The sequence below is a fragment of the Pseudogemmobacter faecipullorum genome (genome assembly GCF_020539525.1).
GTDB lineage: Bacteria > Pseudomonadota > Alphaproteobacteria > Rhodobacterales > Rhodobacteraceae > Pseudogemmobacter > Pseudogemmobacter faecipullorum.
In genome coordinates this window covers 1-23903 of record NZ_JACDXX010000032.1, presented here as the reverse complement: position 1 = coordinate 23903, position 23903 = coordinate 1, and the positions used below count along the sequence as shown (strand labels likewise).

General features: G+C 62.9%; 19 protein-coding genes, 6 pseudogenes and 1 CRISPR repeat array. Of the genes and pseudogenes, 16 read left to right on the top strand and 9 right to left on the bottom strand.

The window, feature by feature from the left end; all coding sequences use genetic code 11:
- Nucleotides 1–118, top strand: a pseudogene (locus tag H0485_RS19775) (IS6 family transposase); the annotation flags it as partial.
- Nucleotides 119–169: 51 nt separating this feature from the next.
- On the opposite strand, the pseudogene H0485_RS19770 reads toward H0485_RS19775, so the two are convergent.
- The 4 genes and pseudogenes from H0485_RS19770 to H0485_RS19755 form a co-directional block, all read right to left on the bottom strand.
- Nucleotides 170–427: pseudogene (locus tag H0485_RS19770) on the bottom strand (transposase family protein); the annotation flags it as partial.
- Nucleotides 428–549: 122 nt separating this feature from the next.
- A complete protein-coding gene (locus H0485_RS19765) occupies nucleotides 550–1674 on the bottom strand; it encodes an osmoprotectant NAGGN system M42 family peptidase (RefSeq protein ID WP_226937630.1) in 1125 nt (374 codons plus the stop codon).
- Entirely contained in the window at nucleotides 1671–3425 is a 1755-nt protein-coding gene (gene ngg, locus H0485_RS19760; protein ID WP_226937629.1) for an N-acetylglutaminylglutamine synthetase, read from the bottom strand. Before ngg ends, H0485_RS19765 begins: the two co-directional genes overlap by 4 nt.
- Before the next feature lie 3 nt (nucleotides 3426–3428).
- Nucleotides 3429–5204 (bottom strand): N-acetylglutaminylglutamine amidotransferase, encoded by a 1776-nt coding sequence (locus H0485_RS19755; protein WP_226937628.1) that lies wholly within the window; start codon nucleotides 5202–5204, stop codon nucleotides 3429–3431.
- 115 nt (nucleotides 5205–5319) lie between these two features.
- Here H0485_RS19755 and H0485_RS19750 point away from each other — a divergent pair, with 115 nt between their 5' ends.
- The 3 genes from H0485_RS19750 to H0485_RS19740 all read left to right on the top strand — a co-directional run bounded on the left by H0485_RS19750 (nucleotide 5320) and on the right by H0485_RS19740 (nucleotide 7408).
- On the top strand, nucleotides 5320–5730 hold the full coding sequence (locus H0485_RS19750; RefSeq protein ID WP_226937627.1) for a MarR family winged helix-turn-helix transcriptional regulator: 411 nt from the start codon (nucleotides 5320–5322) through the stop codon (nucleotides 5728–5730).
- Between the two features lie 162 nt (nucleotides 5731–5892).
- A complete protein-coding gene (locus H0485_RS19745; RefSeq protein WP_226937626.1) occupies nucleotides 5893–7116 on the top strand; it encodes a mechanosensitive ion channel family protein in 1224 nt (407 codons plus the stop codon).
- 37 nt (nucleotides 7117–7153) lie between these two features.
- On the top strand, nucleotides 7154–7408 hold the full coding sequence (locus H0485_RS19740) for a hypothetical protein (RefSeq protein ID WP_226937625.1): 255 nt from the start codon (nucleotides 7154–7156) through the stop codon (nucleotides 7406–7408).
- A gap of 1384 nt (nucleotides 7409–8792) precedes the next feature.
- Here the strand turns inward: H0485_RS19740 and H0485_RS19735 are convergent.
- Nucleotides 8793–9068, bottom strand: a pseudogene (locus H0485_RS19735) (transposase domain-containing protein); the annotation flags it as partial.
- Here H0485_RS19735 and H0485_RS22130 point away from each other — a divergent pair.
- Nucleotides 9051–9227 (top strand): annotated as a pseudogene (locus H0485_RS22130) (ParB N-terminal domain-containing protein); the annotation flags it as partial. The pseudogenes H0485_RS19735 and H0485_RS22130 sit on opposite strands and share 18 nt — an antisense overlap.
- Before the next feature lie 21 nt (nucleotides 9228–9248).
- On the opposite strand, the pseudogene H0485_RS19730 reads toward H0485_RS22130, so the two are convergent.
- Nucleotides 9249–9635: pseudogene (locus H0485_RS19730) on the bottom strand (transposase); the annotation flags it as partial.
- A gap of 158 nt (nucleotides 9636–9793) precedes the next feature.
- Between H0485_RS19730 and cas3 the strand changes: the two are divergent.
- The 8 genes from cas3 to cas2e all read left to right on the top strand — a co-directional run bounded on the left by cas3 (nucleotide 9794) and on the right by cas2e (nucleotide 18313).
- Entirely contained in the window at nucleotides 9794–12313 is a 2520-nt protein-coding gene (gene cas3 / locus H0485_RS19725; protein ID WP_226937624.1) for a CRISPR-associated helicase Cas3', read from the top strand.
- A 349-nt stretch (nucleotides 12314–12662) separates the two neighbouring features.
- A complete protein-coding gene (casA, locus tag H0485_RS19720; RefSeq protein WP_226937623.1) occupies nucleotides 12663–14129 on the top strand; it encodes a type I-E CRISPR-associated protein Cse1/CasA in 1467 nt (488 codons plus the stop codon).
- On the top strand, nucleotides 14126–14611 hold the full coding sequence (casB, locus tag H0485_RS19715; RefSeq protein WP_226937622.1) for a type I-E CRISPR-associated protein Cse2/CasB: 486 nt from the start codon (nucleotides 14126–14128) through the stop codon (nucleotides 14609–14611). Before casA ends, casB begins: the two co-directional genes overlap by 4 nt.
- Nucleotides 14608–15681 carry a type I-E CRISPR-associated protein Cas7/Cse4/CasC gene (gene cas7e / locus H0485_RS19710; RefSeq protein ID WP_226937621.1) on the top strand — a complete coding sequence of 358 codons (1074 nt, stop codon included), beginning with the start codon at nucleotides 14608–14610 and terminating at the stop codon, nucleotides 15679–15681. The genes casB and cas7e overlap by 4 nt, the downstream gene beginning before the upstream one ends.
- The gene (cas5e, locus tag H0485_RS19705) at nucleotides 15678–16385 is read left to right on the top strand and encodes a type I-E CRISPR-associated protein Cas5/CasD (RefSeq protein WP_226937620.1); all 708 of its coding nucleotides are present in this window, start codon (nucleotides 15678–15680) and stop codon (nucleotides 16383–16385) included. Before cas7e ends, cas5e begins: the two co-directional genes overlap by 4 nt.
- Nucleotides 16378–17094, top strand: coding sequence for a type I-E CRISPR-associated protein Cas6/Cse3/CasE (cas6e, locus tag H0485_RS19700; RefSeq protein WP_226937619.1), 717 nt, complete (start codon nucleotides 16378–16380; stop codon nucleotides 17092–17094). The genes cas5e and cas6e overlap by 8 nt, the downstream gene beginning before the upstream one ends.
- Nucleotides 17094–18029: a type I-E CRISPR-associated endonuclease Cas1e gene (gene cas1e / locus H0485_RS19695; protein WP_226937618.1), complete on the top strand. Its 936-nt coding sequence runs from the start codon at nucleotides 17094–17096 to the stop codon at nucleotides 18027–18029. Before cas6e ends, cas1e begins: the two co-directional genes overlap by 1 nt.
- Nucleotides 18026–18313 carry a type I-E CRISPR-associated endoribonuclease Cas2e gene (cas2e, locus tag H0485_RS19690; protein WP_226937617.1) on the top strand — a complete coding sequence of 96 codons (288 nt, stop codon included), beginning with the start codon at nucleotides 18026–18028 and terminating at the stop codon, nucleotides 18311–18313. Before cas1e ends, cas2e begins: the two co-directional genes overlap by 4 nt.
- Before the next feature lie 69 nt (nucleotides 18314–18382).
- A CRISPR array of direct repeats spans nucleotides 18383–19814; the repeat unit is 29 nt; unit sequence CTGTTCCCCGCACACGCGGGGATGAACCG.
- Between the two features lie 80 nt (nucleotides 19815–19894).
- Here cas2e and H0485_RS21945 read toward each other — a convergent pair.
- Nucleotides 19895–19999 (bottom strand): annotated as a pseudogene (locus H0485_RS21945) (type IV secretory system conjugative DNA transfer family protein); the annotation flags it as partial.
- Nucleotides 19995–20273, bottom strand: coding sequence for a hypothetical protein (locus H0485_RS19680; protein WP_226937616.1), 279 nt, complete (start codon nucleotides 20271–20273; stop codon nucleotides 19995–19997). The pseudogene H0485_RS21945 and the gene H0485_RS19680, both read right to left, overlap by 5 nt.
- Before the next feature lie 441 nt (nucleotides 20274–20714).
- Between H0485_RS19680 and H0485_RS19675 the strand changes: the two genes are divergently transcribed.
- Genes H0485_RS19675 through H0485_RS19665 form a run of 3 tightly spaced genes read left to right on the top strand, consistent with a single transcriptional unit; the run spans nucleotide 20715 to nucleotide 23016 of the window.
- Nucleotides 20715–21194 carry a hypothetical protein gene (locus tag H0485_RS19675; protein WP_226937615.1) on the top strand — a complete coding sequence of 160 codons (480 nt, stop codon included), beginning with the start codon at nucleotides 20715–20717 and terminating at the stop codon, nucleotides 21192–21194.
- Entirely contained in the window at nucleotides 21194–21505 is a 312-nt protein-coding gene (locus H0485_RS19670; protein WP_226937614.1) for a plasmid mobilization protein, read from the top strand. Before H0485_RS19675 ends, H0485_RS19670 begins: the two co-directional genes overlap by 1 nt.
- 11 nt (nucleotides 21506–21516) lie before the next feature.
- Nucleotides 21517–23016: a relaxase/mobilization nuclease domain-containing protein gene (locus H0485_RS19665; RefSeq protein WP_226937613.1), complete on the top strand. Its 1500-nt coding sequence runs from the start codon at nucleotides 21517–21519 to the stop codon at nucleotides 23014–23016.
- 645 nt (nucleotides 23017–23661) lie between these two features.
- On the opposite strand, the gene H0485_RS19660 is transcribed toward H0485_RS19665, so the two are convergent.
- Nucleotides 23662–23903 (bottom strand): hypothetical protein (locus tag H0485_RS19660; protein ID WP_226937612.1); only part of this gene is annotated, 242 nt, incomplete at its 5' end.

Genomic DNA, 23903 nt, shown 5'->3' with positions numbered 1-23903 from the left:
CCAGATCAACGCTATCTTCAAACCCCGCCGCTATCGCCTCACCGCCAACTCCTATCGTCATGCAAGGGCAGATGCGTTCAGCCTCTGGGACGACTATGCCCGCGAGATGACCGCGTGACCGGCTTCAAACAGACTGCAACACACCAGGTGAAAATAACTTGGCAATGCCCCAACGGCCCTTCACCTTGATGTATGTTTCATCCATCCGCCAGGAGCTAGCCGTCGGTCGCTTTCTAACTTGCGCCCTCGCGGCGATCAGCGGAGCGAATTTCACGACCCAGCGGTTCAGCGTGGCATGGTCTGCCGTGACGCCCCGCTCACCGAGAATTTCCTCAAGATCACGGTAGGAGACGGCATAGCGAACATAGAAGAACACCGCGTAAAGGATCACCGACTTCGGATAATGCACGCCCTTGAACTCGATCACGCCCCGAGCCTCTCCCCAACTGCCCGAAAACAATGGCATATCAAAGGTCGTCGAAGAACCAGAAACTTTGCGACACTGCCATGTGATCGACCGGGGCCAGCGGCTGCGGTCGCGGCGGGCGATCACTCGTCTTCGGGCGCGGCAACCGGCTGATGGGTAAAGCCGGTCAGACCGGCAAGCGCGCGGGCATCGCGCGGGATCTCCACCGGGCTCAGACTATAGCGCGCCAGCAGTTCGGCGACCGAGGTCAGCGCGTTCAGGTGGATGCGTTCGTAACCATGGCTCGCGTCCACCCCGAAGGTGACAAGCGCCGTGCGCAGATCCGCCCCCGCCTCCAGCGCCGATGCGCTGTCAGAGCGGTAATAGCGGAAGACGTCCTTTTGATGGGGGATAGCGTGATTGCGGCACAGATCCACCAGCTTGCGCGTCAGATGCCAGTCGAAGGGGCCGGTCTGGTCGGCCATCGCAATGGTCACGCCATATTCGCTGGAGTTCTGGCCAGGCGCGGTGGTGCCATTATCCACCGCCACCAGCGAGGCGATATCGGGCAGCATCGCGCCCGCCGCCCCATGCCCGACCTCTTCGGCGATGGTGAAGATCCACCAGCAATCCAGCGCCGGCACCTCGCCCAGATCGCGGATCGCCCGCAGCGCGGCGAGCATCGCGGCCACCCCGGCCTTATCGTCGAGATGGCGCGAGACGATATAGCCGTTCGGCATGAATTCGGTGCCCGGGTCGATGACAACATGATCGCCGATCCCGACTCCAAGCGCCTCGAGCCCGGCCGGATCGCTGACCGGAACATCAAGGCGCAGCACGACATGATCCCAGCCGATCGGCGCGGAATCGACCGCCTCGCCAAAGGTATGCCCCGAGGCGAGCGGCGGCAGGATCGTGCCCCGGATCGGCCCGCTTTCCGCGATCACGGTCGCGCGGGCCCCTTCGGCAAAGCGGGCAGACCAATGGCCCACCGGCACCAACGCCAGCCGCCCGTCCTCGCGCAGCGCCTTGACCTGCGCGCCGAGGGTATCGACATGACCCACCACCGCGCGCGCGCCCTCCGAGGCCCGGCCCGCCAGACGCGTCCGGATCGCGCCGCGCCGGGTCAGGGTCGCCTCCAGCCCGAGGTCCCCGAGGCGGCCGCTCAGGTGATGGATGATCTCATCGGTCATGCCGGTCGGGCTGGGGATCGCCAGCAGGGCCGCCAGTTCGCGGCAGAGGTAATCGGCGTCGATCTTCAGGCTCATGCGCTGGCCTCGGCAAGCTGGGGCAGGGCGGCGACCGTCTGCGGGAACAAAAGGTCGATAAAGCGTTCAGCGGTGGGGCGGGGTTCGTGATTGGCCAGTCCAGGGCGCTCATTGGCCTCGATAAAGATGTAATCGGGCGCGGCGGGGTCCCTGACCATCAGATCGATGCCGGTCACCGGAATGCCGATCGTGCGCGCGGCCCGCAGCGCGGCGTCACGCAGCGCGGGATGCAGCACTGCCGTCACATCGACAATCGTGCCGCCGGTATGAAGATTGGCGGCACGGCGCAGCATCACCTCCTGGCCGGGCCCCGGTATATCGGACCAGTCAAAGCCCTGTTCGCGGATACAACGTTCGGTCTCGGTATCCATCGGGATGCGGCTTTCGCCCCCCGTGGCCGCCGCGCGCCGCCGGTTTTGCGCAAGCGTCAGATCACGCAGCCTGGTCACCCCGTCGCCGGTCACCGCCGCAGGTTTGCGGATCGCGGCCGCCACAACCTCATCGCCGATCACGACAAGGCGCAGGTCCTGGCCGGTGAAACATTCCTCGACCAGAACATCGGGGCAGTAACGCCGGGCATCCTCTACCGCCGCCTCGACCGAAGCCGCATCGGTCAGACCGACTGCCACCCCCTTGCCCTGCTCGCCCCGCGCGGGCTTGACCACCAGCGCACCATGCCGGGCCAGAAAGGCGCGGCGGGCCTCGGGGCAATCCTCCTGCAGATCGGCGGCAAGCTGCAGCCCGGCCGCCGCCACCACGCGCCGGGTGACGCGCTTGTCATCGCAGATGGACAGCGCCACGGCAGAGGTCAGCTCTGACAGCGATTCCCGGCACAGAATGCGCCGGCCGCCATGGATCAGCCGGAAGATCCCGGCCTCGGCATCGACCACCTCGACCCCGATGCCGCGCCGTGAGGCCTCATCGGTGATGATGCGGGCATAGGGGTTCATCGCGGCCTCGGGGGCCTCGCCCGAGAACAGCGCCTGGTTGATGCGGTTGCGGCGTTTCAGCGCGAAGACCGGCACGCGGCGAAAGCACAGTTTTTCGTAAAGCGCGCAGGCGGCGGCATTGTCATGGATCACCGAGAGATCCATCTCTGCCGCGCCCCTGGTCTGGAACAGTTCGGCCAGCCGGCGAACCAGCGCCTCGCCAAGGCCGGGCTGGGCAGCATGCACGCTGACCGCCAGCGACCAGAGCGAAGAGCCCCGCGCCGGATCGTCAAAGGCGCGGGTATGATCCACCCCCATGACCGAGCCGATCACCTCGCCGCTCTCATCATTCTCCGCCACCAGATGGGTGACGACGCGGGCATCGCGGCCCGACCAGAAATAATCCTCGGGGATCTGCACCATGCCATGTTCGGCGTGGATGCGGTTCACTGCCAGGGCATCGGCGCGGCTGGTCAGGCGGCGGATATGGAACCCGCGTCTTTGGCGCCGCGCCGGGCGATAGGTCGCGAGGTCCAGCCGATAGGTATGTGACGGGTCGAGGAAAACTTCATGCGGGGCGCTGGCAATCGCCACCTGCGGGTCACGGACATAAAAGGCGATATCGCGCAGATCCTCGCCCTCGGCCCGCAAGACTTCGGCCAGCCCGCTGTCCGAGGCGAAGGTCTGCGCGAAGATCAGCCGCCCCCAGCCGCAATCAACCACCGCATCGCGCGGGGGGGCGTCGCTTGCGGCGTGATGCGGCTGCAGCCCGCCCGCGCTCAGCCGTTTCAGCCGGTGCGCCAGTGTTTTCTGCCTGGCCATGCCTCAGACCCCCTGTTCCTGGAGCCACAATTCCAGCAAGCCCACCTGCCACAGCTCCGATCCGCGCAGCTTTGTGATGTGATCGGCGGGCGCCGCGAAGAGGCTGTTCAGATAGTCATCGCGAAACAGCCCCCGCTCGCGCGCGGCAGAGGAGGTGAGGGCGTCGCGCACCATCTCAAGATAGGGGCCTTCGATATATTTCAGCGCCGGCACCGGGAAATAGCCCTTGGGGCGGTCGATCACCTCATGCGGGATCACATGGCGCGCCACATCCTTCAGAATGCCCTTGCCGCCCTGCGCCAGCTTGAGCCCCGGCGGCATGCGGTTCGCGAGTTCGACCACCTCATGATCAAGGAAGGGCACCCGCGCCTCAAGCCCCCAGGCCATGGTCATATTGTCGACCCGCTTCACCGGGTCATCGGTCAGCATGACATTGGTATCCAGCCGCAGCGCCTTATCGACCGGGTCATCGGCGCCAGGGGCGGCGAAATGGCCGCGCAGGAATTCCATCGCCTCATCGCGCCCGGCATGCCATTCCGGCGAAAGATGCGCCTGCATCCGACCCGCATCGCGGTCGAAGAATGCGGCGGCGTAATCTGCCACAGGGTCGGTTGATCCCTGCATCGGCGGATACCAGTGATAGCCCGCGAAAACCTCATCCGCGCCCTGGCCCGATTGCACCACGGGGATGGATTTCGACACCTCCCGCGACAGGAGGTAGAACCCGACATTGTCGTATGAGACCATCGGTTCCGACATGGCGCGGATCGTTTCGGGCAAATGCGCGCGCATTTCCTCAGATGGGATGAAGATGCGGTTATGGCTGGTGCCGTAATGCTTTGCGATCAGATCCGACCAGCGGAATTCATCGCCGCTTTCGCCATGCGCCGCCTCAAAGCCGATCGAGAAGGTCGCAAGGTCGCGCTGGCCTTCCTCGGCCAGAAGTCCGGTGATCAGCGAGCTGTCCACGCCGCCCGACAAAAGCACACCGACCGGAACATCGGCGACCATGCGGCGGCGCACCGCCCGGCGCAGGGCGTCGAGCAACATCTCCTGCCATTCCGCGTCAGAGCGGCTGGCGTCCCCTTCCAGTCGCCTGTGGTCCGGCTTCCACCAGATACGGTCCTGATAGTGCCCGTCTGCGCTGATCACCCGGATCGTCGCGGCCGGCAGCTTGCGTACGCCCGTAAGGATCGTGCGCGGCGCCGGCACGACGGCATGCCAGCTGAGGTAATGGTTCAAAGCCACCCGGTCGATCGAGGTATCCACCCCGCCCGCAGCCAGCAGCGCCGGAAGGGTCGAGGCAAAACGCAGCGCGCCCCGGATCTCGGCAAGGTAAAGCGGCTTGATGCCGAAACGGTCACGCACCAGGATCACCCGCCCGCTGTCACGTTCATGGATCGCAAAGGCGAACATGCCGTAAAGCCGTGGCAAGGCGTCCTCACCCCATTGCGCCCAGGCCTTCAGAATCACCTCGGTATCGCCCGAAGAGGTAAAGCGGTGCCCCATGGCCTCCAGCTCGGCCCGCAGCTCCGGATAATTGTAGATACAGCCGTTGAAGGTGATGGTCAGGCCGGTGGTGGCATCGTGGAAGGGCTGGGCCGAGGCTTCCGACAGGTCGATGATCTTCAGCCGCCGATGCCCAAAGCCAACCCGGCCCATGATCTGCACCCCGGCCCCGTCCGGCCCCCGTGCGGCCATCGCATCGGCCATTTTCTCAATTCCGGCCGCATTGACCGCCTGGTCGTCAAACCTGATCTCTCCGCATATACCGCACATCGGCTGGATCGCGCCTCCATTATTCATTTGATGTAGAAAAGGTAGTGTTCTAACTATTTGAGTTCAACCGCAGGAGGGGAAATTGGCCGATCAGGTCAGTTCAGAGTTAATTTCGATGTTTTCATCGCTGCGCCGGATCGGCCATGCGATGGAGATCCAGTCACGCCGGATAGACCGTGATTTCGGCCTGACCCTGCCGCAGCTTTTCGTGCTCGGCTGTATCCGTGACCTCGGCGAAGGCACCAGCCGCGCGATTGCCGCGGCCGCCCACCTCAGCCCGCCCACCGTCGTGCTGATCCTTGACCGGCTGGAGGCCAAGGGCGCCATCACCAGGACCAGATCGCTGACAGACCGCCGGACCGTGCAGTCACGGCTGACCGTGAAAGGCGCGGAACTGCTGGCGGATGCGGGTCCGGAACTGCTGGGAGCCCGCTTCCGCCAGGGCTTTGCCGCGCTCTCCGAGGCCGAGCGGGCCGGTCTGGCACAGGTGCTTGACCAGATCGCAACGCTGATGAGCGAGCCTTAACCGCCTGTTGCCGCCGCCCCCGCTCGCAGGCGACACCCGCAGGCGACAGGGATCACGATGACGACAGCGCGAGGGGGCGCAATATTGCCCCGGGCCGCCTGAGAGGGCAAAAGGCCGGGCCAGGCCTTCGCGGGCAGCACCGACAGATGAGAGAGCAAGACTATGAACAACCTCTGGGCCATCGCGGTCGAAACCCCCTGGATCGAGACGCTTTTCTGGCTCTCCGCGCTGGTCCTTGCGGCGGTCCTCGTGAACATCATCACAAAGCTCGTGCTGGTAAAGCTGCTGCACCGCGTGATCGAGGGGTTCCAGTATATCCAGGGCCCCGAGGTCGTGCGGTCAGGCGTGATAGCAAGGATCGCCAATGCCGCGCCCGCTCTGGTGATTTCCGCCGGCATCATGCAGGTGCCGGGCCTGCCGCTTGCGATCGCCACCGTGATCCGAAACGTCGCCAACGCCTTCAATATCCTCGTCTTTGCGATGGCCGTCTCGGCCGCGCTCGGATTGTTCCACACCATCTGGAACCGACGGTCTGCGGGCAATGGGCGGTCGATCAAAGGCTATATTCAGGTCGCCACAATCCTCGTCTACGGCATCGCGGCCATTCTGATGGTGGCGGCGATCATCGACCGCTCGCCGCTGATCCTTCTCTCCGGGCTTGGCGCGCTGACCGCGGTTCTGATCCTTGTCTTCCAGGACACGCTTTTGTCGCTGGTCGCCTCGGTCCAGATCAGCTCGACCGATATGCTCAAGGTCGGCGACTGGGTGGAGATGCCGGCCCAGAATGCCGATGGCGATGTGATCGAGATCGCGCTCCATACCGTCAAGATCCAGAACTGGGACAAGACGATCACCACGGTTCCGATCCGCAATCTGGTCACGCAGCCGTTCAAAAACTGGCGCGGGATGCAGGAATCGGGCGGGCGCCGGATCAAGCGCGCCCTCAATATCGACCAGAATACCATCCGCTATCTGTCAGACGAGGAACTGCTTCGCCTGCAAAACATGAAGCCGATCAGAAGCTATATCGAGCGCAAGACCCGTGAACTCGCAGACTGGAACGCGGTGCTCGATCCCGATGAGGCGCCCTCGAACCGGCGCCGTCTGACGAATATCGGCACCTTCCGCGCCTATGTGGAAAGCTATCTCAAGGCGCATTCCCAGCTTCGCCAGGACATGACGATGATCGTTCGCCAGCTTCCGCCCGAGGCGGATGGGCTGCCGATCGAGATCTATTGTTTCACCAATACCATCGCCTGGGTTGCCTATGAGGGCATTCAGTCGGATATATTTGACCACCTTTACGGTGTCTTGCCCGAGTTCGGCCTGTCGGTCTTCCAGTCCCCTTCGGGGAGCGACTTCCGAAAACTGCCGAGCCTCGCGTAGGCGTTCTACCAGATCCGCAGGGATAAGGCGGCAGTCGGTGCTGAACGTCCGGTTCGGCTGGGCGGACCCGTTTGATTCGTCGCGCCGCCAGCTGATCCTGGCCCCCGACTGGGAGCATAAAATCAAGGCAGAGACGAAGCGCCAGGGCGACAGCCCGCCGACGACTCTGCGGGAAAAACTGATCATGGCTTTGCTTGACGAGCTCAGGGCAGGCAACGTCACCTGCGCTGAGACCCTGCGCCAGGCAACGGCCCGGGTGGCCGGTCAGCAGGGCCTCGATATTCTGACGTAGGGACGCGGCTATGCTACGCTGGGCGCTTTAAATGCCGCCCCGAAAGACCGGATCCGGTTGCGCGGCCCGTTGTTCGCGCCGGGTTACTTTGAACCCTCTGCCTCTGCAACGCAGCGCAATCCAAAAGAAACGCTCAAGCGCCTTGAGAAGGCCTGGGAGGCCCGGACCCTGTGGAACCGCGGCCGCTACGGCGACGGGCGCTGGCCGCACCAGGCGCCCGCTCTGGCGCAAAGGCTCAGGAACACCGGCGTAGCCCGATTAACACTGATCCCCCCACGCCATTATCACCTTGATCTCTCAAAGCCAGCGGAGGAACCCCATGTCCCATCCCCATTTAACACCACTGGAAATGCTCCTTCTGTCGCAACTGCGCGCCCGCGAGGCGGAGTTGCAAGATCAGATCCTCGAACAGGGTCGGTAGATCGCGGCACTGAAAGCAGAGATGGCCCGCCTTCAGCCCGCACTTGGCGATTTGCAGAATTTGCTGAGTTCCTTGCTGGCCCCGGAGGGCCTCGCGCAGTCCTCGCTGCCTTAAGGGCAAAGCTCGCGAAATCGTTCTCCGCCGGGCGGACACGGAAAACTGGGCCCACCGCCCTGTCCGTCGTCTCGCCCTCCCCTGCCATCACGCCGCCTGAGAGCGCGACCATACCGGCTCCCCCGCTCGGGCATATGGTGACAGGGGACCGGATCGCGGCTCCACCTTCCCCAGGAGCATCCGGGATGCAGTCCGAGCCTTGCCCCGGTTCTGAGAACCTGTCGCCTCAGGGCCTTGAGGCGGATGGACAAACCCTGCCTCCCCGTCTGCAGGCGACCGCCATAGCCATGGTTGAGACGATACCGCTCTCCGAGACTGCGTGCAGAGAGGATGACAAGCCCAAAGGTTATACGCTTTGAACAGGAGGGCTCTGCCTCACGGTCACAGCCGCCGGTGAGAGGTGTCCTGCCCTTTCGCATGGCGGATCGCCGGAAGAGCCATCACTCGGCGCGTGGTAAGCCCATGAGCAGGGTCTGCAGCGCCGCCCGGCTTCAGGCATGCCGGTTATCCCACGGGTTGGGTCAGCGGACCGATCGGACGGCGGATCAGTCCCCGAAGAGGCGTCTGTCCAGCGGAGCTGATCGGCTCGGTCCATGCTCTGGTCCGGAAAAAATCCAGCCGGATCAACGCGGTCCAGCGGTCCAGCTGCTCTGATCGCACAGAGCGCGGGTATTCCCCTATGAATATATATTTGCCGTAAGATGTAAGAAGAGAGCTAATTGACGGTATTTATCGTTGAATTTCATGAGCTTAACTTCTTACAAAACATCTCACAAAGCTCTTACAACCTCTCTTTCTTCCCGAAACAGTGTAAGACCTGATTTATCGTAAGCGGGGAGCCGAGACCGTTCAGGCGCGGTAATTCCACGGCATCAGAGCGTCGATGTCCGAACTTGGCCATTGGTTCGCGATGCGCTGCAATGTTTGGGTGAGCCATGCGGTGGGGTCGACGTCGTTCATGCGGCAGGTCTGCAAGAGCGTGGCGATGGTTGCCCATGTCCGCCCGCCACCATCGGATCCGGCAAAGAGACTGTTCTTACGGATGATTGTTTGCGGTCTGATGGCCCGCTCGACGATGTTGGAGTCCAACTCGACGCGTCCATCCCGGAGGAAGCGTTCGAAGACATCGCCCGCCGCGGGTTGCTGCAGAGCCTGAGCGTTCGGCCCGTTCTGGCGGATGATGGATCCGAGACCGGCAAGTTCGAAATCCCCGCTGGCGGTCGGCGATTCCAGGCCCTGTCTATCCTCGTGAAGCAGAAACGGTTGGCCAAGACGACGCCCATTCGTTCACTCTGAACAAAGTGTTCAGCAAGCGATAGCTGCTTGGGAGCGTTGGTTTTCCTTTCTCGCTGCAGCCCAGATAGCCGCCATGATACAGGCAAGCCAAAGCCTGAGGTGGGCGAGAATCTTCCGGATGTTGTGGCCGCAGGCGCAGAGGACCGCAAAAATGGCGTCTCCGGTGGCGCCTTTCAGGGGGCATCGGCTGAGGCGGCCATCGGTTTTCATATGGCCAATTTCAGGCTCGATGGCGCTGCGGCGGCGAAGATCGGCGATGAGCTTTGGTGTCAGGCCGCGCCGCGTGCCGCTGATCAGGACACGGGTTTTGGTCTCGCCGTGACCACGGTAGCCGCGATCGACCACTGCCAGTTCCGGGCGATGATCGGTGAGGATTTCGACCTGCTCCAGCGCCTCCGGTGTTTGTCAAAGAAGTTGTCCGGCCTTTTGTTAAGCGGCGTCTCTGTGTATCTATACGCTAGAACCACGGAATATGGGCATCTCTCGGCCCGAAAGTGATCTTACGCGAGCACGCGAGAGCCCGGCATAGATATCACTCGAAAACAGGGGCACGCATGCGACAGAGCGATCTTCTCGTGAAAGACCTCCCTGCGGCGCTGATCGCGCGCTGGCCTGGCAAAAGTGCTTACGAGCGGGATGGCCTCTGTCATCCCGCCGTTTGGCATATGCTCGATGTTGCCGCTGTGGCAGAAGTATTTTTGGAAAATCTACCGTTTTCGCAGGCTGAGCGGCAGGCAATCACCTTGCTGACGGCGCTGCATGATCTGGGCAAGATCGGCGCACAGTTTCAGGCGGCCGTGCTTGACGGCCGGGTGCAGCAGGGCGGCAAACACTGGGAAGTGAGCGAAGTCTGGCTGCGCGAAAACGCGGATCTGTTTTGCGGGTTTGGCCTGGAGCGCCCGCGCTGGCTGGACTGGGTTTTTGCGGCCAGCGCCGGCCACCATGGCCGGCCGCCCGACAAAGCCGACTTTCTGGTGATGAAGCGCAACGCAGGCCTGAATGCCCCGAAAGATGCCCGCCAAGTGATTCAGGCCTTCATGGCACTTTGGCCCGAGGCCGCACTGCCGGCGTATCGTCGCGAACAGGTTCTCGCCTTCAGTTGGTGGCTGCCCGGCTTTATTGCCGTTTGTGACTGGATTGGCTCGAACCCCGACTGGTTCCCCGCGCACTCCCCCGAAATCCCGCTCTATGACTACCTGGAGGCCGCGCGTGCTCGGGCAAAAACTGCTGTAAAGCAAGCCGGGTTTATCTGGCCACGGCCCTCAGCGCAGCCACTTCTGGATCAAAGCCTGCGCCCTATGCAGCAGGCATCTCAGGAAATCCCGCTACGAGACGGGCCAATGCTCGCGGTGATCGAGGATGAGACCGGCAGCGGCAAGACCGAAGCCGCCCTTCTGCTCGCGCAGCGGATGATGCTGGCGGGCAAAGCGAGCGGGCTTTACTTTGCGCTGCCCACCATGGCGACCGCCAATGCCATGTTTACCCGGATGAGCAAAGCAGCGGGACGGCTTTTTGCAACGCCCCCAAGCCTGACTTTGGCCCATGGCCGGGCAGAAATCTCAAAAGCGTACCGCGATATTCGCTCCGCCCCGGCCGAGAGCCCGCAGGATGTGAGCTGTGCCCCATGGCTTGCCGAGCGGCGCATCCGGGCGCTGCTCGCCGATGTAGGGGTGGGCACGATTGACCAGGCTTTGCTGGCGGTGCTGCCCACAAAGCATAATTGCCTGCGCCTGTTCGGCCTCTCACGCAAAGTGTTGATCGTGGATGAAACGCACGAGCTGGGCGACCCCTATATGCTGCCCATTCTCGAGCAGCTGTTGCGGATGCAGGCGGCCCATGGCGGTTCCGCAATTTTGCTCACCGCCACGCTGCCGCTGCCTTTGCGCCAGCGCCTGATTTCGGCTTTTGAGGACGGCGCCGGGCGCGTAGCCCCGCCCGGGACCGGCCCTGCCTATCCGGCTCTCACGGTGGCCGGGGGCGCCTCGGTGCAAAATTTTGCGCCAGGGCCTCAGGTCGGCAAAGGGCCGGTGCAGATCACGCGGCTCTCATCACAGGAGGCCGTGGTGCAAAAGCTGCGCCAGGCCGCGGCCAGTGGCGCAGCCGCCGTCTGGATCCGCAATTCGGTGGATGAGGCGATTGCCGCGCGCGATCTGCTCGCGGCCGAAGGGATTCAGACCGATCTGTTGCACGCCCGCTTCGCCCTGGGCGACAGGCTGGCCCATGAAGATCAGGCGATTGGCCGCTTTGGCCGCGACAGCCAGGATCGAGCCGGGCGCATTCTGATCGCCACTCAAATACTCGAAGCCTCGATCGACATCGATTTCGATGTGATGATCAGCGATCTTGCACCCGTTGCGGCCCTCGTGCAGCGGATGGGTCGGCTTTGGCGGCATATGGATCTGCGCCCCCTTCGGGGGCGGCCGGTGCCCCTGCCAGAGTTCTGTGTGCTGAGCCCCGACCCGGAGGCGGTCAGCAGCCCTGACTGGCTGCGCCCTCTCCTTGGCAAAGGTGCGGGAATTTATGCACCAGAAGACCTGTGGCGCACGGCAATGCTGCTCTCGCAGCGCAGCCATATTGAAAGCCCGCGTGATCTGCGCGCCCTGATCGAGGCCGTGCATGGCGATGATCTGGCGGATCTGCCCGCCATCTTGGACACCCCCCAGCTGGCACGCACCGGAGAGGCGCTTTCGGCCGGTGCTGCCGGGCGGCGCAATGCGCTGAAACCGGAGGATGATTACCGCAAAGGCGGCGGCAATTGGGAGGATACCGAATTTCCCACCCGCCTTGGCCAGGAACAGCGCCCGCTAATGCTGGTGCGGGAGGAAAATGGCGGATTAAGCCTCTGGCATCGTTCAGAAAGCCGCGCTGATGCCGAGATGCTGTCGTCGCTTCAAGCCGCGGTGTCGCGCCTCAACGGGCTGGACTTGCCCGATCAGACTCGGGCAGATATTTTTGCCGTCAAGCAGGACTGGCCCGACTGGAAGCAGGGCACTCTTGTGCTGCCGGTGGCGGCTGACGGGCAAATCTGCCCCGGCTTGCGCTATCAGAGACATTCAGGTCTGCTATTCGAATGATCCTGGCTCAGCTGGGATGGCCCGTCGGATTGTGCTCAGCGCAGATGATTCCGATCATGTTCCCCGCACCAGCGGGGACAAAACATAAGTCGGAGTGTTCGCATCGTAGATGATAAAAAATTTTGACAGGTTTGTCGATGTCACACATTATGAAAAAAGGGTCAGCACGAATCACTCGAGCTGACCCCTGAATATCCACGCCACTTCAGGCCGCGCCTACGGCCCACCATTTCAAGAAGGGAGGTCCAGTTATGGAGCCGCCTTGGATCAGGATCTGGCGAGGTTGCCCTAAGCTACAGAGCAACCTCGCTCACAACAAGATATAATCCATCTTTTGTGCGGGGATAAAATGTCTCTCAATCTCATTAACGATTCCTGGATCCCCATGCGGGACCGGGATGGAAACCTGCGCCTGATTGCCCCCTGGCAAATGGCAGATTCGGATCTGTCCTGGCCGGCTTGGCCGCGGCCTGATCTTGATATCGCCTGTATTGAATTTCTGACCGGGCTTTTGCGCTTAGCCGATCCACCCGCGCACAGCGATGACTGGGAAGATCGTCAGGCCCCGAACCCCGAGCGGTTGCGCATAAGGCTTGCCGCCTTTGCTCCGGCGTTTGAGCTTTTGGGCGATGGCCCGCGGTTCATGCAGGAGCTGGGCGGGCTGACCGGCGATATCCGCCCGGCCGAGCTGCTTTTTCTGGATTCAGGCGGCGAGGGCGGCGCCTTTACGGTGCATGCCGGTCGCTACTCTGATCTGTCGCTGCCCGCGGCGGCCATGGCACTTTATGCCATGCAGACCCAAGCCCCCTCGGGCGGACGCGGCATGCTGACCTCGCTGCGCGGCGGCGGCGGCATGAGCGTGTTGTTGGATCCCGGCAAGGGGCTGTGGAGCCTGCTTTGGGCCAATGTACCCGATGGCCGCCCCGGCCAAATCAGCGACCTGCCCTGGATGCGCCGCACCATTCCGTCAGACAGCGGCGCGGTTCATGTGCCGCCCGAGCCGCAGCCGGTGGAAGCGCTCTTTGGCATGCCGCGCCGCTATTGGTTGCTCGCTGAAGGCGAGCGGGTCACCGGCGTGATCCAGCGCCCTTCGGGCACGCGATATCAGGGTTGGCAGCACCCTTTTGCAGGCCATTACCTGACCAAAGCCGGCGACGAGCCGCTGCCTGTTCGCCCGCGCCCGGGCCATGGCGGCTATCGCCACTGGCAGGGCTTGGCGTTGCGCGACCCCGAACAGCTGCGCCTGCGGCCCTACAACCTTGCGCAATGGTTCGACCGCGCGCGTGGCGAACCCGCCGATCTGATCCTTGCGGGGTGGGCGATGTCCAACGCCAAAGCAGTGGATTATCTCTTTTCCAAAGTGCCGCTGATCGATCTGGATCCGCAGGCCGAGCAGCTGCTCATTGCAATGATTGAGGCGGCAAACCTCTTCTCGCAATCGCTTTATGGCGCACTTACAGGGGCTGGCATCGAGGGCGAGACCCGGGACCTGCTGCGCGAAACGCTTTATGTTCAAACCCAAAGCGGCTTTGAACAGGCCCTGAGCCAACTTTCGGCTGCGCCCTTGGCAGAAGAGATCCGCGAGACGCTGGCCCGCAGCTGGCTCGCACTTTTGCGCAAAACCGCTATGGCGCTTTTTGAAGCCCGCGTTTTGCCTGGGCTCGGTGATCTGCCGATGGATGATCAGAAAAAAATCGCCGACGCCCATCGCAATCTCGGCGCGGCTTTTGCCGGCTACACCCCACAGGGCGGGAAAGCTTTTGACGCGCTTGGCCTGCAACGCCCCGTCGTGAAAAAGAAAAAGGAGGCAGCATGAGCGAGACTTTTCCCCGCTTGGCATGGTGGCAATCAGCACTGGCTGACCGCGAACACCCCCATGCCCGGGCGCTGGCCGCGCGCCTGATCCGCGCCGATGTCGTCTCGGCGTTGAGCGAGCCTGCGGTTTACCGGCTGGGCCAGCACTTGAGCCTGCTCGAGCGCCCCGATCTGCTGGCGCGTATTGCCATGACGCTGGCCGTCATTCGCACCAACAGCGCAGACAGCTTTGCCCGCGCGGCCGGCCGCGCGATCAGCCCACAGCGTTTCGAGCGCCTTTTGCGCGCCGAAGAGGACGAGCTCGCCCATCAGCTGCGCCGTGCATTGCCGATGATCGATCGGCGCTGCAATGTAGAGCGGCTGGCGAATGACCTGCAATTCTGGACCGACAGCACCCGCGCCCGTTGGGTGATCGAATATCACGGTGGCCGCCTGGAAGCGGAGACCGATATCCCCCTTTCCGCTGAGGACATTTCCCTATGACCACCTTTTTGCAAATTCACCTGCTGACCAGCTATCCGCCGTCGAACCCCAACCGCGACGATCAAGGCCGTCCCAAACAGGCCATGGTCGGAGGCGCGCCGCGGCTGCGCCATTCCTCACAATCGATCAAACGAGCTTTGCGCGAAAGCACGCCCTTTGATCGGGGCCTGGCGGGCCATGTGGGCAAGCGCACCAAGCTGCTGGGCGTTGAGCTGGAGGCTGAGCTGATCAAAGCCGGCAACGACCCCGTTGCAGCGCGCAAAGCGGCCGTTGATGTGGCCAAAGTGTTCTCCACTCTGGAAGCGGTCAAAAAGGGCGAGCCGGACAGCCCCAAAGGCACAACGCTTGCCTTCATCTCGCCCGATGAATGGGCCGCGGCGCGTGATCTCGCGGCGCGCAGCGTGGCGGGGGAAGAGATCGCCAAAGATAAGGAGCTGAAAAAGCTGGTGCTGCGCCGCGCTGACGGGGCGGTGGATATTGCCATGTTTGGTCGCATGCTGGCCTCGGACCCCGAATACAACCGCGATGCAGCGGTACAGGTTTCCCATGCCATCACCACCCATCGCGCGCTGGTCGAGGAAGATTTCTTCACCGCGGTCGATGACCTGAACAAGCGCGAAGAGACCGGCGCGGGCCATATGGGTGAGCATGCCTTTGGCTCGGGGGTGTTTTACCTTTATGCCTGTGTGAATGTGGATCTACTGGTGGAAAATCTGGCCGGCGACCGCGCCCTGGCTGCCGAAGGTCTGGCGGCCTTGGCCGAGAGCTTTGCCACGGCTACACCGTCGGGCAAGCAAAACAGCCACGCCCATCACCCGCGCGCCAGCTATATCCGCATCGAAAAAGGCGCGCAGCAGCCCCGCGATCTGTCGGGCGCTTTCTTCAAGCCCGTGGATCTGCGCAGCGAGGATGTAGAGCGGAAGTCCATTGCAGAGCTTGAAAAGCTCGTGGGCCAGATCGATCGTGCCTATGGCAAATGCTGCGACGCGGCCCAGGTGATGGATGTAAAGGCAGAGACCGGCTCGCTGGCCGAAATTCTGGCCTTTGCGCGGGGGGCCGTGGCATCGTGACCCGCGACTATCTGGTTTTTACCCTCAGCGCCACGCTGGGGGCCATGGGCGAGCTTGCTGGCCATGAGCGACGCAGCAGCTGGACCTGGCCTGGCCGCTCGGCCGTGCTGGGGCTATGCGCGGCCGCTCTTGGTATCCGGCGAACGGGCGATTTCTCGCAACTCGACACCCTTCGCATGGCGGTGGGTGTTTACAGCAGCGGCACGCCTTTGCGCGATTTTCACACCATTCAAACCGTGCCCTCTGTGGCCGCCCGCAACCCGCAATCGCGCGGCCAGGCGCTGCGCCACGGCCGCGCTCGTCTGGAAACCACTATCACTTTGCGCGATTATCAGGCGGGCTGCCTCTTTGGCGTAGCTCTCTGGGCCAGGAGCGGCGAAAGCCTGCTGCCCGCCTTGCGCCAAGCGCTGCAGCAGCCGGTGTTTACCCTTTATCTTGGGCGCAAAAGCTGTCCTTTGAATTCGCCGGTTGCGCCGGTTTTGCTTCAAAGCACCGATGCAACTTCTGCCCTTCAGGCAGCCGTTAAGATCCCAGAATGGGCAGGCACGCAAAACCTGCAACAGATCTGGACCGAAGAGCCGGGCCCCACCGGCGCGTTCGTCATACGACATGATCAGCCGCTTGACCGCACAGCCTGGCATTTCGCGCCGCGTCAGATGCGCCGGATCGATGCCCCCGCAAACGGAGGTCCCCTCCATGGCTGACGCCTGGCTTGGCCGCCATCACCTGTCTCAAAGCCCCGAAATTGCCGCCCTGCGTGGGTTGATCGACCCCGGCACCCGCCACAAAGGCGCCGATGATCCGCGCGAGGCCGGGCGGCGCACACACGCGCATCACCGCCTGCTCTGGGGCCTGTTCGCCGACAGCCCTGATCGGACCCGCGATTTTCTATGGCGCGCAGAAGGCCCTGGACGCTTTATCACCCTGTCCTCGCGGCGGCCGCAGGCGTCTGCGCTATTTGATCGCTCCGAGGTTCGCCCTTTTGCACCCGATCTGCGCGCGGGCGATAAACTGGCCTTTTCGCTGCGGGTCAATGCTACGCGGGCAGTAAAAACCGACCTTGGCGCGCGCGGAAAACGCGTCGATATTGTGATGGCCGGACTTTACAAAGTCGATCAGCCGCTGAGGGCCGAACAGCGCGCGGACATCGCCCAAGAAGCCGCCGAAATCTGGATCACCGCCCAAGGGCTGCGAGCCGGTTTCAAGGCCCTGCACTGCGAAGTCGAAGGCTACGGCGTGCATGCGCTGCCTGGTTTTAACGGGCCACGCAGCAAGCCGCAAAGCCATGGTGTGCTGGATCTGAAAGGCGCGCTGGAGGTAACAGAGCCTGCCGCCTTTCTGACCCGTGTGGTGTCGGGCTTTGGCCATGCCCGGGGCTTTGGCTGCGGGCTGATGCTCATCCGGCGGATGTAATGGCACCCCCCGGCCTGCCGCCGCCGCGCCCGATCCCGCTGAAGGATCGCGCCAGCATCCTCTTTATCGAGCATGCACAGTTAGACGTGATTGATGGCGCTTTTGTCATTGTCACGGCGGCGGGCGAGAGGATCGTGGTGCCGGTGGGCGGCATTGCCTGTCTGATGCTGGAGCCGGGTGTGCGGGTGTCTCATGCGGCAGTGGTGCTGGCCGCCCGGGTGGGCACGCTGCTCACCTGGGTCGGCGAAGGAGCGGTCCGGCTTTATGCGGCAGGCCAGCCCGGCGGCGCACGGTCCGACCATCTGCTTTGGCAAGCGCGACTGGCACTCGATGACGCGGCGCGGCTGCGGGTAGTGCGCAAAATGTATGAGCTGCGCTTTGGCGAGCCTGCGCCCGCGCGCCGCTCGATCGATCAGCTGCGCGGCATCGAAGGCGTGCGCGTGCGTGAAACCTATGCCCTTCTCGCCCGCCAGCATGGGGTCGACTGGAACCGCCGTGCCTATGACGTGCAGGACTGGGAGTCGGGCGATATGCCCAACCGCTGCCTGTCATCGGCCACATCCTGTCTGCACGGGCTCTGCGAGGCGGCGGTGCTGGCCGCCGGCTATGCCCCTGCCATCGGTTTTCTGCACAGCGGCAAGCCGCTGAGTTTTGTCTACGACATCGCCGATATCTGGAAATTTGAAACCGTGGTCCCCGAAGCCTTTCGGGTGGCGGGTCTTGCGGCCAAAGGCAAGCTCGACATGGCCCCGGAACGTGCCGTGCGACTAGCCTGTCGCGACAGTTTCCGCCGTACGAGGCTTTTGTCAAAGATCATCCCGATGATTGAGACAGTTTTGGAAGCCGGGGATTTGCCACGGCCCGAACCCAACCCGGAGGCGATGCCCGTGGCGATCACGGACACTCGTTCAGGTGATGAGGGCCATCGCGGATGATGGTGGTAGTAGTTAACAACGCGCCTTCCCGTCTGCGCGGCCGCTTGGCCGCCTGGCTTTTGGAAGTGCGCGCCGGTGTTTATGTCGGCGACTATTCTGCACGGACCCGCGAAAAAATATGGACGCAGGTGACCGCTTATATTGAAGGCGGAGATGCGGTGATGATTTGGAAGGCCCCGACTGAACAGGGATTTGACTTTGAGACCACCGGCCGGAACAGACGAATTCCTTTTAAAATCGACGGATTTTCGCTTGTGAGTTTCCTGCCGACAGAGAAAGGTTAAAGCCGGAAAATATCCGGTAGGTTCTTTGACATCGCAAAAACAATGGTAGATCAATTACCTGCAGGAAGACTGTTCCCCGCACACGCGGGGATGAACCGAGGATGAGATATGACAAATTCAGTGCTGCATGCTGTTCCCCGCACACGCGGGGATGAACCGCCGCTAACCGCCGCCGCGCCATCCATGGCGGCCTGTTCCCCGCACACGCGGGGATGAACCGGCGGGTCGAGATTGGCAAGTTGTCACCCCCGCCTGTTCCCCGCACACGCGGGGATGAACCGGCCTCTCTGTTGCCCCTGCCATGGCTGCCACTCTGTTCCCCGCACACGCGGGGATGAACCGATTATGAGGCCGCCATACAGGCCCACATCGACCTGTTCCCCGCACACGCGGGGATGAACCGCCCTCATTCCGCATTTCTTCCCACCTCCTGGACTGTTCCCCGCACACGCGGGGATGAACCGGCCCCGAATGGCGATGCGGTCGAGGTCATCAACTGTTCCCCGCACACGCGGGGATGAACCGGCCCGCCAATGGCTTAGGCAGTGCGCATCAGACTGTTCCCCGCACACGCGGGGATGAACCGGCCATGCGGCATACTCCTTTCGGCCTCCTGGACTGTTCCCCGCACACGCGGGGATGAACCGATACGGCCATTGCTTGCCTGCGGATAAACCGCCTGTTCCCCGCACACGCGGGGATGAACCGGCGGGCATCGACGCGCTGGACATGAGACAGCCCTGTTCCCCGCACACGCGGGGATGAACCGCATTAGGGGCATATCCACATGGGCGCAGGCCGCTGTTCCCCGCACACGCGGGGATGAACCGACCCGGCGCGACCTCATTGTCGAGGATTACAACTGTTCCCCGCACACGCGGGGATGAACCGCATAGCAGCCGCTAACGTCCGCGTACCCCTTGCTGTTCCCCGCACACGCGGGGATGAACCGGGGGTGCGGTGTGAGCGCATGGGAGCCCAGCACTGTTCCCCGCACACGCGGGGATGAACCGCCTCGGTCTCGGGGGTGGCGGTGCTGCCCTCGCTGTTCCCCGCACACGCGGGGATGAACCGCTCTTCGGGGGGCCGTCTCGCTTCTGTCCCATCTGTTCCCCGCACACGCGGGGATGAACCGGTACAAGTGCTTCATGACCCTTGCCGAGACGGCTGTTCCCCGCACACGCGGGGATGAACCGCGTCCTCGTATTCAGGGGCGAGCGAGAATGTCCTGTTCCCCGCACACGCGGGGATGAACCGTCACCAACATGACTGCGGTCGAGATCGAAGGCCTGTTCCCCGCACACGCGGGGATGAACCGTTCTGACGAACGCCGGGACTTCATATTTGGCGCTGTTCCCCGCACACGCGGGGATGAACCGCTCAGTGACCCGGAAGCGCGGCTCCCATTGCTCTGTTCCCCGCACACGCGGGGATGAACCGGATGACTGGTGGAATATTGTTCCGGCGTTGCCCTGTTCCCCGCACACGCGGGGATGAACCGCCAGGGCAATGCCACAACAGTTCATCGGCCTTCATTCCCATGATCTGCTCGGCGGTCATGAGTTTCTGGCGCTGCTCTGAGTAAGAGAAGTCCCTACCGTCACCCGGAGCCTTGCCCTCACGAACCTGCTGAGAATAAACCGTGTTCTCGCCGAGATGGCGAGCTGCCCATTCGGCAGTGTCAATATCGTTGAGGTTGAAGATCCGTTTGGTGATACAGGAAGGTCACGCCCTGCATCTTCAGACGCTTCACCACGGTTTCTATGGCCCAGTCCAGGCGACCCGGCAGGAGGGCTACGCCCCGGACGTGCTGATAGCCGTCCTTGCGCCAGCCATCGGCTTCGCATTCAGTCTTGCCACAGATGGCAATGCTAGCCGTGTAACCGCGGCCTTCCCAGCTCGGAAGGAAGGTGATCGTGATCCAGACCGGCTCGGTTGATCCCATGCGGGTCAGGTCCACCCGGGAGAGCGCCTCAGCAAAGAGGGCAGGGGGCACCCCAAACCATGATTTGCTCGCGCTTCCTCTCTGGGCAGTGGTTCACCAATACTGCGCAGTATATCGGCATGGCGCAGATGATCGTGCCCCCGACCTCCCGCCTCATCTGCAACTCTGCGCCGAGCATGCGCGTGGGATTGACGGTGAAGCTCAGATACAGCGCCCTCTTCGCGTGGTTTTCAGGCGGTATGACCGCCGCTCTACCCTGATGGTAAACCAGCTTCAGTCAGACAGCAGGCTTTTTCTGCTCAGGGCGCAGAGCCGCAGAGGGATCTGTGCAACGCATTCATCGCAATGGGTTCTCGCTATCCACAGGTTTCTTGTCCGGGATGATATTTTTCATTCGAAACTTTCACTTCCTGTGCACAGTAATGGAGTCGGGCTTCAGAAGAGGAGGAGACCGACATGGAACAGCTGATCCCGCAAACCCCTTCCGGGAAGGGCAACAGGTTCGATCAGGAGATGGACAGGCACCTTGGTAAGTGCCTGGCAGAGATCGGGCCGAAGACCAGATCCGTCTTCAGCAAGAAGGAGCTGCTGGCACGCCATCTGGAGGGGCTGCGCAACGCAGTGGCCCTGGGGCACAGCGCACAGGATATCAGCGATCACCTGCAGAGAGAGCTCGGTCTGCAGATCAGCCCGAGCAGCCTGCGCGAAGCACTGCGCCCGCCCAAAGCCGTGAGGAAGGCGGCCAGGCCGCGGCGTCAGCCCGGGGCAACCCCGGCGGCGTCATCCAGGCTGGAAGCGAAGCTGCCCGCACAGAAGCCTGATCAGGTAAGGAATGCGGACAAGGCAGCTTCGCAGCTGTCGTTTTTTGAGCCGCCTCAGCGGTCTGTCTTCAATCCTGCGAGCCCCTTTGACGATGACCCGGCGGGAGAAGCGTGATGTCAGAGAGGGCAAAGCCGAAGCCGAGATCCTCGCGGCGCCAGCGCAACGATGTGCTGCAGTTCAGAGCCAGTGAGGCGGAGGCGCAAAGCGCAAGGAGAAGGGCCGGGCAGGCCGGGATGAGCCTTTCAGCCTATCTGCGCAGCTCCAGCCTGAACCCCTCGGTGCTGCCTCAGGGCACAGTTCTGCAACTCGCCAATCTGTGCGACCAGCTGCATATGGTGCTGGAACGCCAGGCTGACCGCGAAGCAATGTCCTGGCAGCTTTGCACCGAGCTCAGGCAGCGCCTTCAGGCGCTGAGCACAGAGTGATCTGCATTGTCATGCCAACGGTCCGTGACGCGCAGGGCCTTGCCCTCGGGTTCACGCGTCGCGGGCGCTACGTATGGCGCAACAAAGTTGCAGGGCAGCTTGTTAATGTCGCGGGCGACATCGAGACGGCGATCCGCCGGATGCAGCTGACCGCGCAGCTGCTTAAACCCGCTGTGCGTAAACCGGATTATCACGTTGTGCTGGCATGGCACCTCAGTGAGAAGATCACTTATGAGGAGATACTCGGGGCTGGCATCCGCTTTATGAACAAGATTGGTGCCGGAGAGCATCAGGCCCTGCTTGCGGCACATGACAACACAGAGCAGCGCCACCTGCATATCGTCCTGAACCGCGTGCATCCCTGGAATGGCACAGCTCTGGCGCTGAGGCAGGATTACACGCGCGGAGAGCGCGCCTGCCGGGAAATCGAACTGGAAATGGGTTTCACGCGCGATCGCGGTCGCTTCGACGCGGTGATCGAACACGGGAAGGTTGAGCTGCGGCCAAGACCTGCAGAGCACTGGGAGCGCAGGAAGGCCGAGAGGGCGGCAGGCCTGCGTGGCTCTGGCCGTGCAACGCGTGGCAGTGCCCGCGCCCGGGGGCTGGTTCTGCTGCGCGACGGTTTCGCGGGGGGCGGCGGGCTTCAGACCGAAAGAAGCGTGCAGAGGCTGCGCAAAGACATCGCGCAGGCAGAGAGCTGGGCAGCTGTTCAGTCAGCCTGCCGTGCAGTGGGCCTGGTCTATGAGGCACATCGCTCCGGAGGACGTCTGAGATCGCTCGCGCATGGCCATCATATGGCGGCCTGTGAGATTGGCAGTGCGGCCAGCCTGCCGCGGCTGGAAGCCCGTCTCGGGCCGCTTTCGGCAAGTGAGCCCTGGCCCGGCCCCGCGATAAAGCACAAAAGAACTTACCGTCGTCGCCCGGAGATCGCGGCGATCCACGATGCCTTTGAGCAGCAGATGCGAAGACTTGCCGCGCTCTTTGGCGACAACGGCCGCGCGCCGGCCGGATATCTGCGCCGCGCTCTGCAGATCGACCTGAGAAAGGCCCTGAGAGCCTGTCGCGAAAGGTTGCGCAGCGGGCCCATGCCGGGCCGGCCCCCGGCCCCGGAAGGGATCCGGGGGGCTCTGGCGCGCAGGTTCCTCGCCCGGGGCGTCATGACAGGGTCAGCGCCGCTGCCTGATCACACGGATCTGCGCCAGATGATGGAAATGACCGGTGCAGAAATGCAGGCGGGCCTGTCGCAGGTTCGGGACCTGCAGGGCCGCCTCTGGACAGCGCTGGAGGTGGGGCGCGACCGCCGTCTGGCGGGTTTCCTGAATGAGGCGCCCTCTCCGCCTCTGCTGGCCGAGGGAGCGCATCCTTCGACCGCAGCGCTCCTGGCGCACATCACAGGCAGGCGACAGGAAGCTGACGCAGATTGCAGCGAGAGCATGCTGGGAGAGCGGTCTGCCTCAGGCGTGGCTCTCCGGCCTCCGGAAGTGGCGGGTGACGAGCCAGCGCCGTTCTGATCCGGGGCTGATCTGCTCTCGGCCCTCCGGGATGGCTCAGGGGCACCTCTGAGCGCGCTGGGGCGCTGCTGACCGCGCCGCTCTGCCGCCAAAATCGCACAGGATCCCGCGCAATCTGGCGGAAAGCCTCGGGCTGTCCAGCTGTAATGGCGAAAACTGTCCGGATGAAAATCGAGTGTTTTCAAGGCTGTCCAGCTGTCCAGCTGCTTCAGGAGGGCGATGGGGGGATTTCGATGCGCTGGCCGCGCGCCCGCGTATGAACATCTTTTTCTGTTACGCGTTACACTATGGTGAAACACTGGTATTTTCACAGGTAAATCAGTCACTTAACCTGTAACAAAAACCGTAACAGAGACTGTTACACTGTCTGTTTCTGTTACAGGTCACTTCTTTATTCATTGAAAGAAAAGAAAAAGAAGCCTCTGAGCCTCGGGCGGGGCGTCGCCAGGGGCGAGGCATCAGCGCTCTTTGCCACATTCATTGGTCTGTGCCGTCCAAGACGGCACAGACTGCCCGGCCGCGCAGTCCGATCACATATCTGTGTGAGTGTGCGCCGATCTCTGGTGTCGCGGAAAAAGTGGCACAACTTCAAGGTAGTATACGGATCAGGAGAACACAGCCTTGGGCGGAGCAAATTCAGCAGGTTCACTGGCGAATGCCGGGCCCTTCGATCTCGCTGAGGCATTCTTTGCCCGCGTCAGCGAGGCTTTGCCGGATGGCTACTCGCTGAACCTCGGCGACGATCCCAGAAATTCTATGATCTGCGCAAGGGGGAAGGGTGAGATCTGCTCCCCTTTTCTGCTCAACGGGGATATTGCGACGGCTGCCGGAAAGGACTGGGCGTCTGAGATCGAATTTCTCAATCCCTTTTGTCAGCCCGTTCGCTG

Excerpts from the sequence above, each read along its gene's own strand:
- H0485_RS19675 (WP_226937615.1), top strand. The coding sequence starts at position 20,715 with ATGGAACAGCTGATCCCGCAAACCCCTTCCGGGAAGGGCAACAGGTTC.
- H0485_RS19665 (WP_226937613.1), top strand. The coding sequence starts at position 21,517 with ATGCCAACGGTCCGTGACGCGCAGGGCCTTGCCCTCGGGTTCACGCGT.
- cas2e (WP_226937617.1), top strand. The coding sequence starts at position 18,026 with ATGATGGTGGTAGTAGTTAACAACGCGCCTTCCCGTCTGCGCGGCCGC.
- H0485_RS19750 (WP_226937627.1), top strand. The coding sequence starts at position 5,320 with ATGTTTTCATCGCTGCGCCGGATCGGCCATGCGATGGAGATCCAGTCA.
- cas1e (WP_226937618.1), top strand. The coding sequence starts at position 17,094 with ATGGCACCCCCCGGCCTGCCGCCGCCGCGCCCGATCCCGCTGAAGGAT.
- cas3 (WP_226937624.1), top strand. The coding sequence starts at position 9,794 with ATGCGACAGAGCGATCTTCTCGTGAAAGACCTCCCTGCGGCGCTGATC.
- ngg (WP_226937629.1), bottom strand. The coding sequence starts at position 3,425 with ATGGCCAGGCAGAAAACACTGGCGCACCGGCTGAAACGGCTGAGCGCG.
- cas7e (WP_226937621.1), top strand. The coding sequence starts at position 14,608 with ATGACCACCTTTTTGCAAATTCACCTGCTGACCAGCTATCCGCCGTCG.
- H0485_RS19745 (WP_226937626.1), top strand. The coding sequence starts at position 5,893 with ATGAACAACCTCTGGGCCATCGCGGTCGAAACCCCCTGGATCGAGACG.
- casA (WP_226937623.1), top strand. The coding sequence starts at position 12,663 with ATGTCTCTCAATCTCATTAACGATTCCTGGATCCCCATGCGGGACCGG.
- cas6e (WP_226937619.1), top strand. The coding sequence starts at position 16,378 with ATGGCTGACGCCTGGCTTGGCCGCCATCACCTGTCTCAAAGCCCCGAA.
- H0485_RS19670 (WP_226937614.1), top strand. The coding sequence starts at position 21,194 with ATGTCAGAGAGGGCAAAGCCGAAGCCGAGATCCTCGCGGCGCCAGCGC.
- H0485_RS19755 (WP_226937628.1), bottom strand. The coding sequence starts at position 5,204 with ATGTGCGGTATATGCGGAGAGATCAGGTTTGACGACCAGGCGGTCAAT.
- H0485_RS19765 (WP_226937630.1), bottom strand. The coding sequence starts at position 1,674 with ATGAGCCTGAAGATCGACGCCGATTACCTCTGCCGCGAACTGGCGGCC.
- casB (WP_226937622.1), top strand. The coding sequence starts at position 14,126 with ATGAGCGAGACTTTTCCCCGCTTGGCATGGTGGCAATCAGCACTGGCT.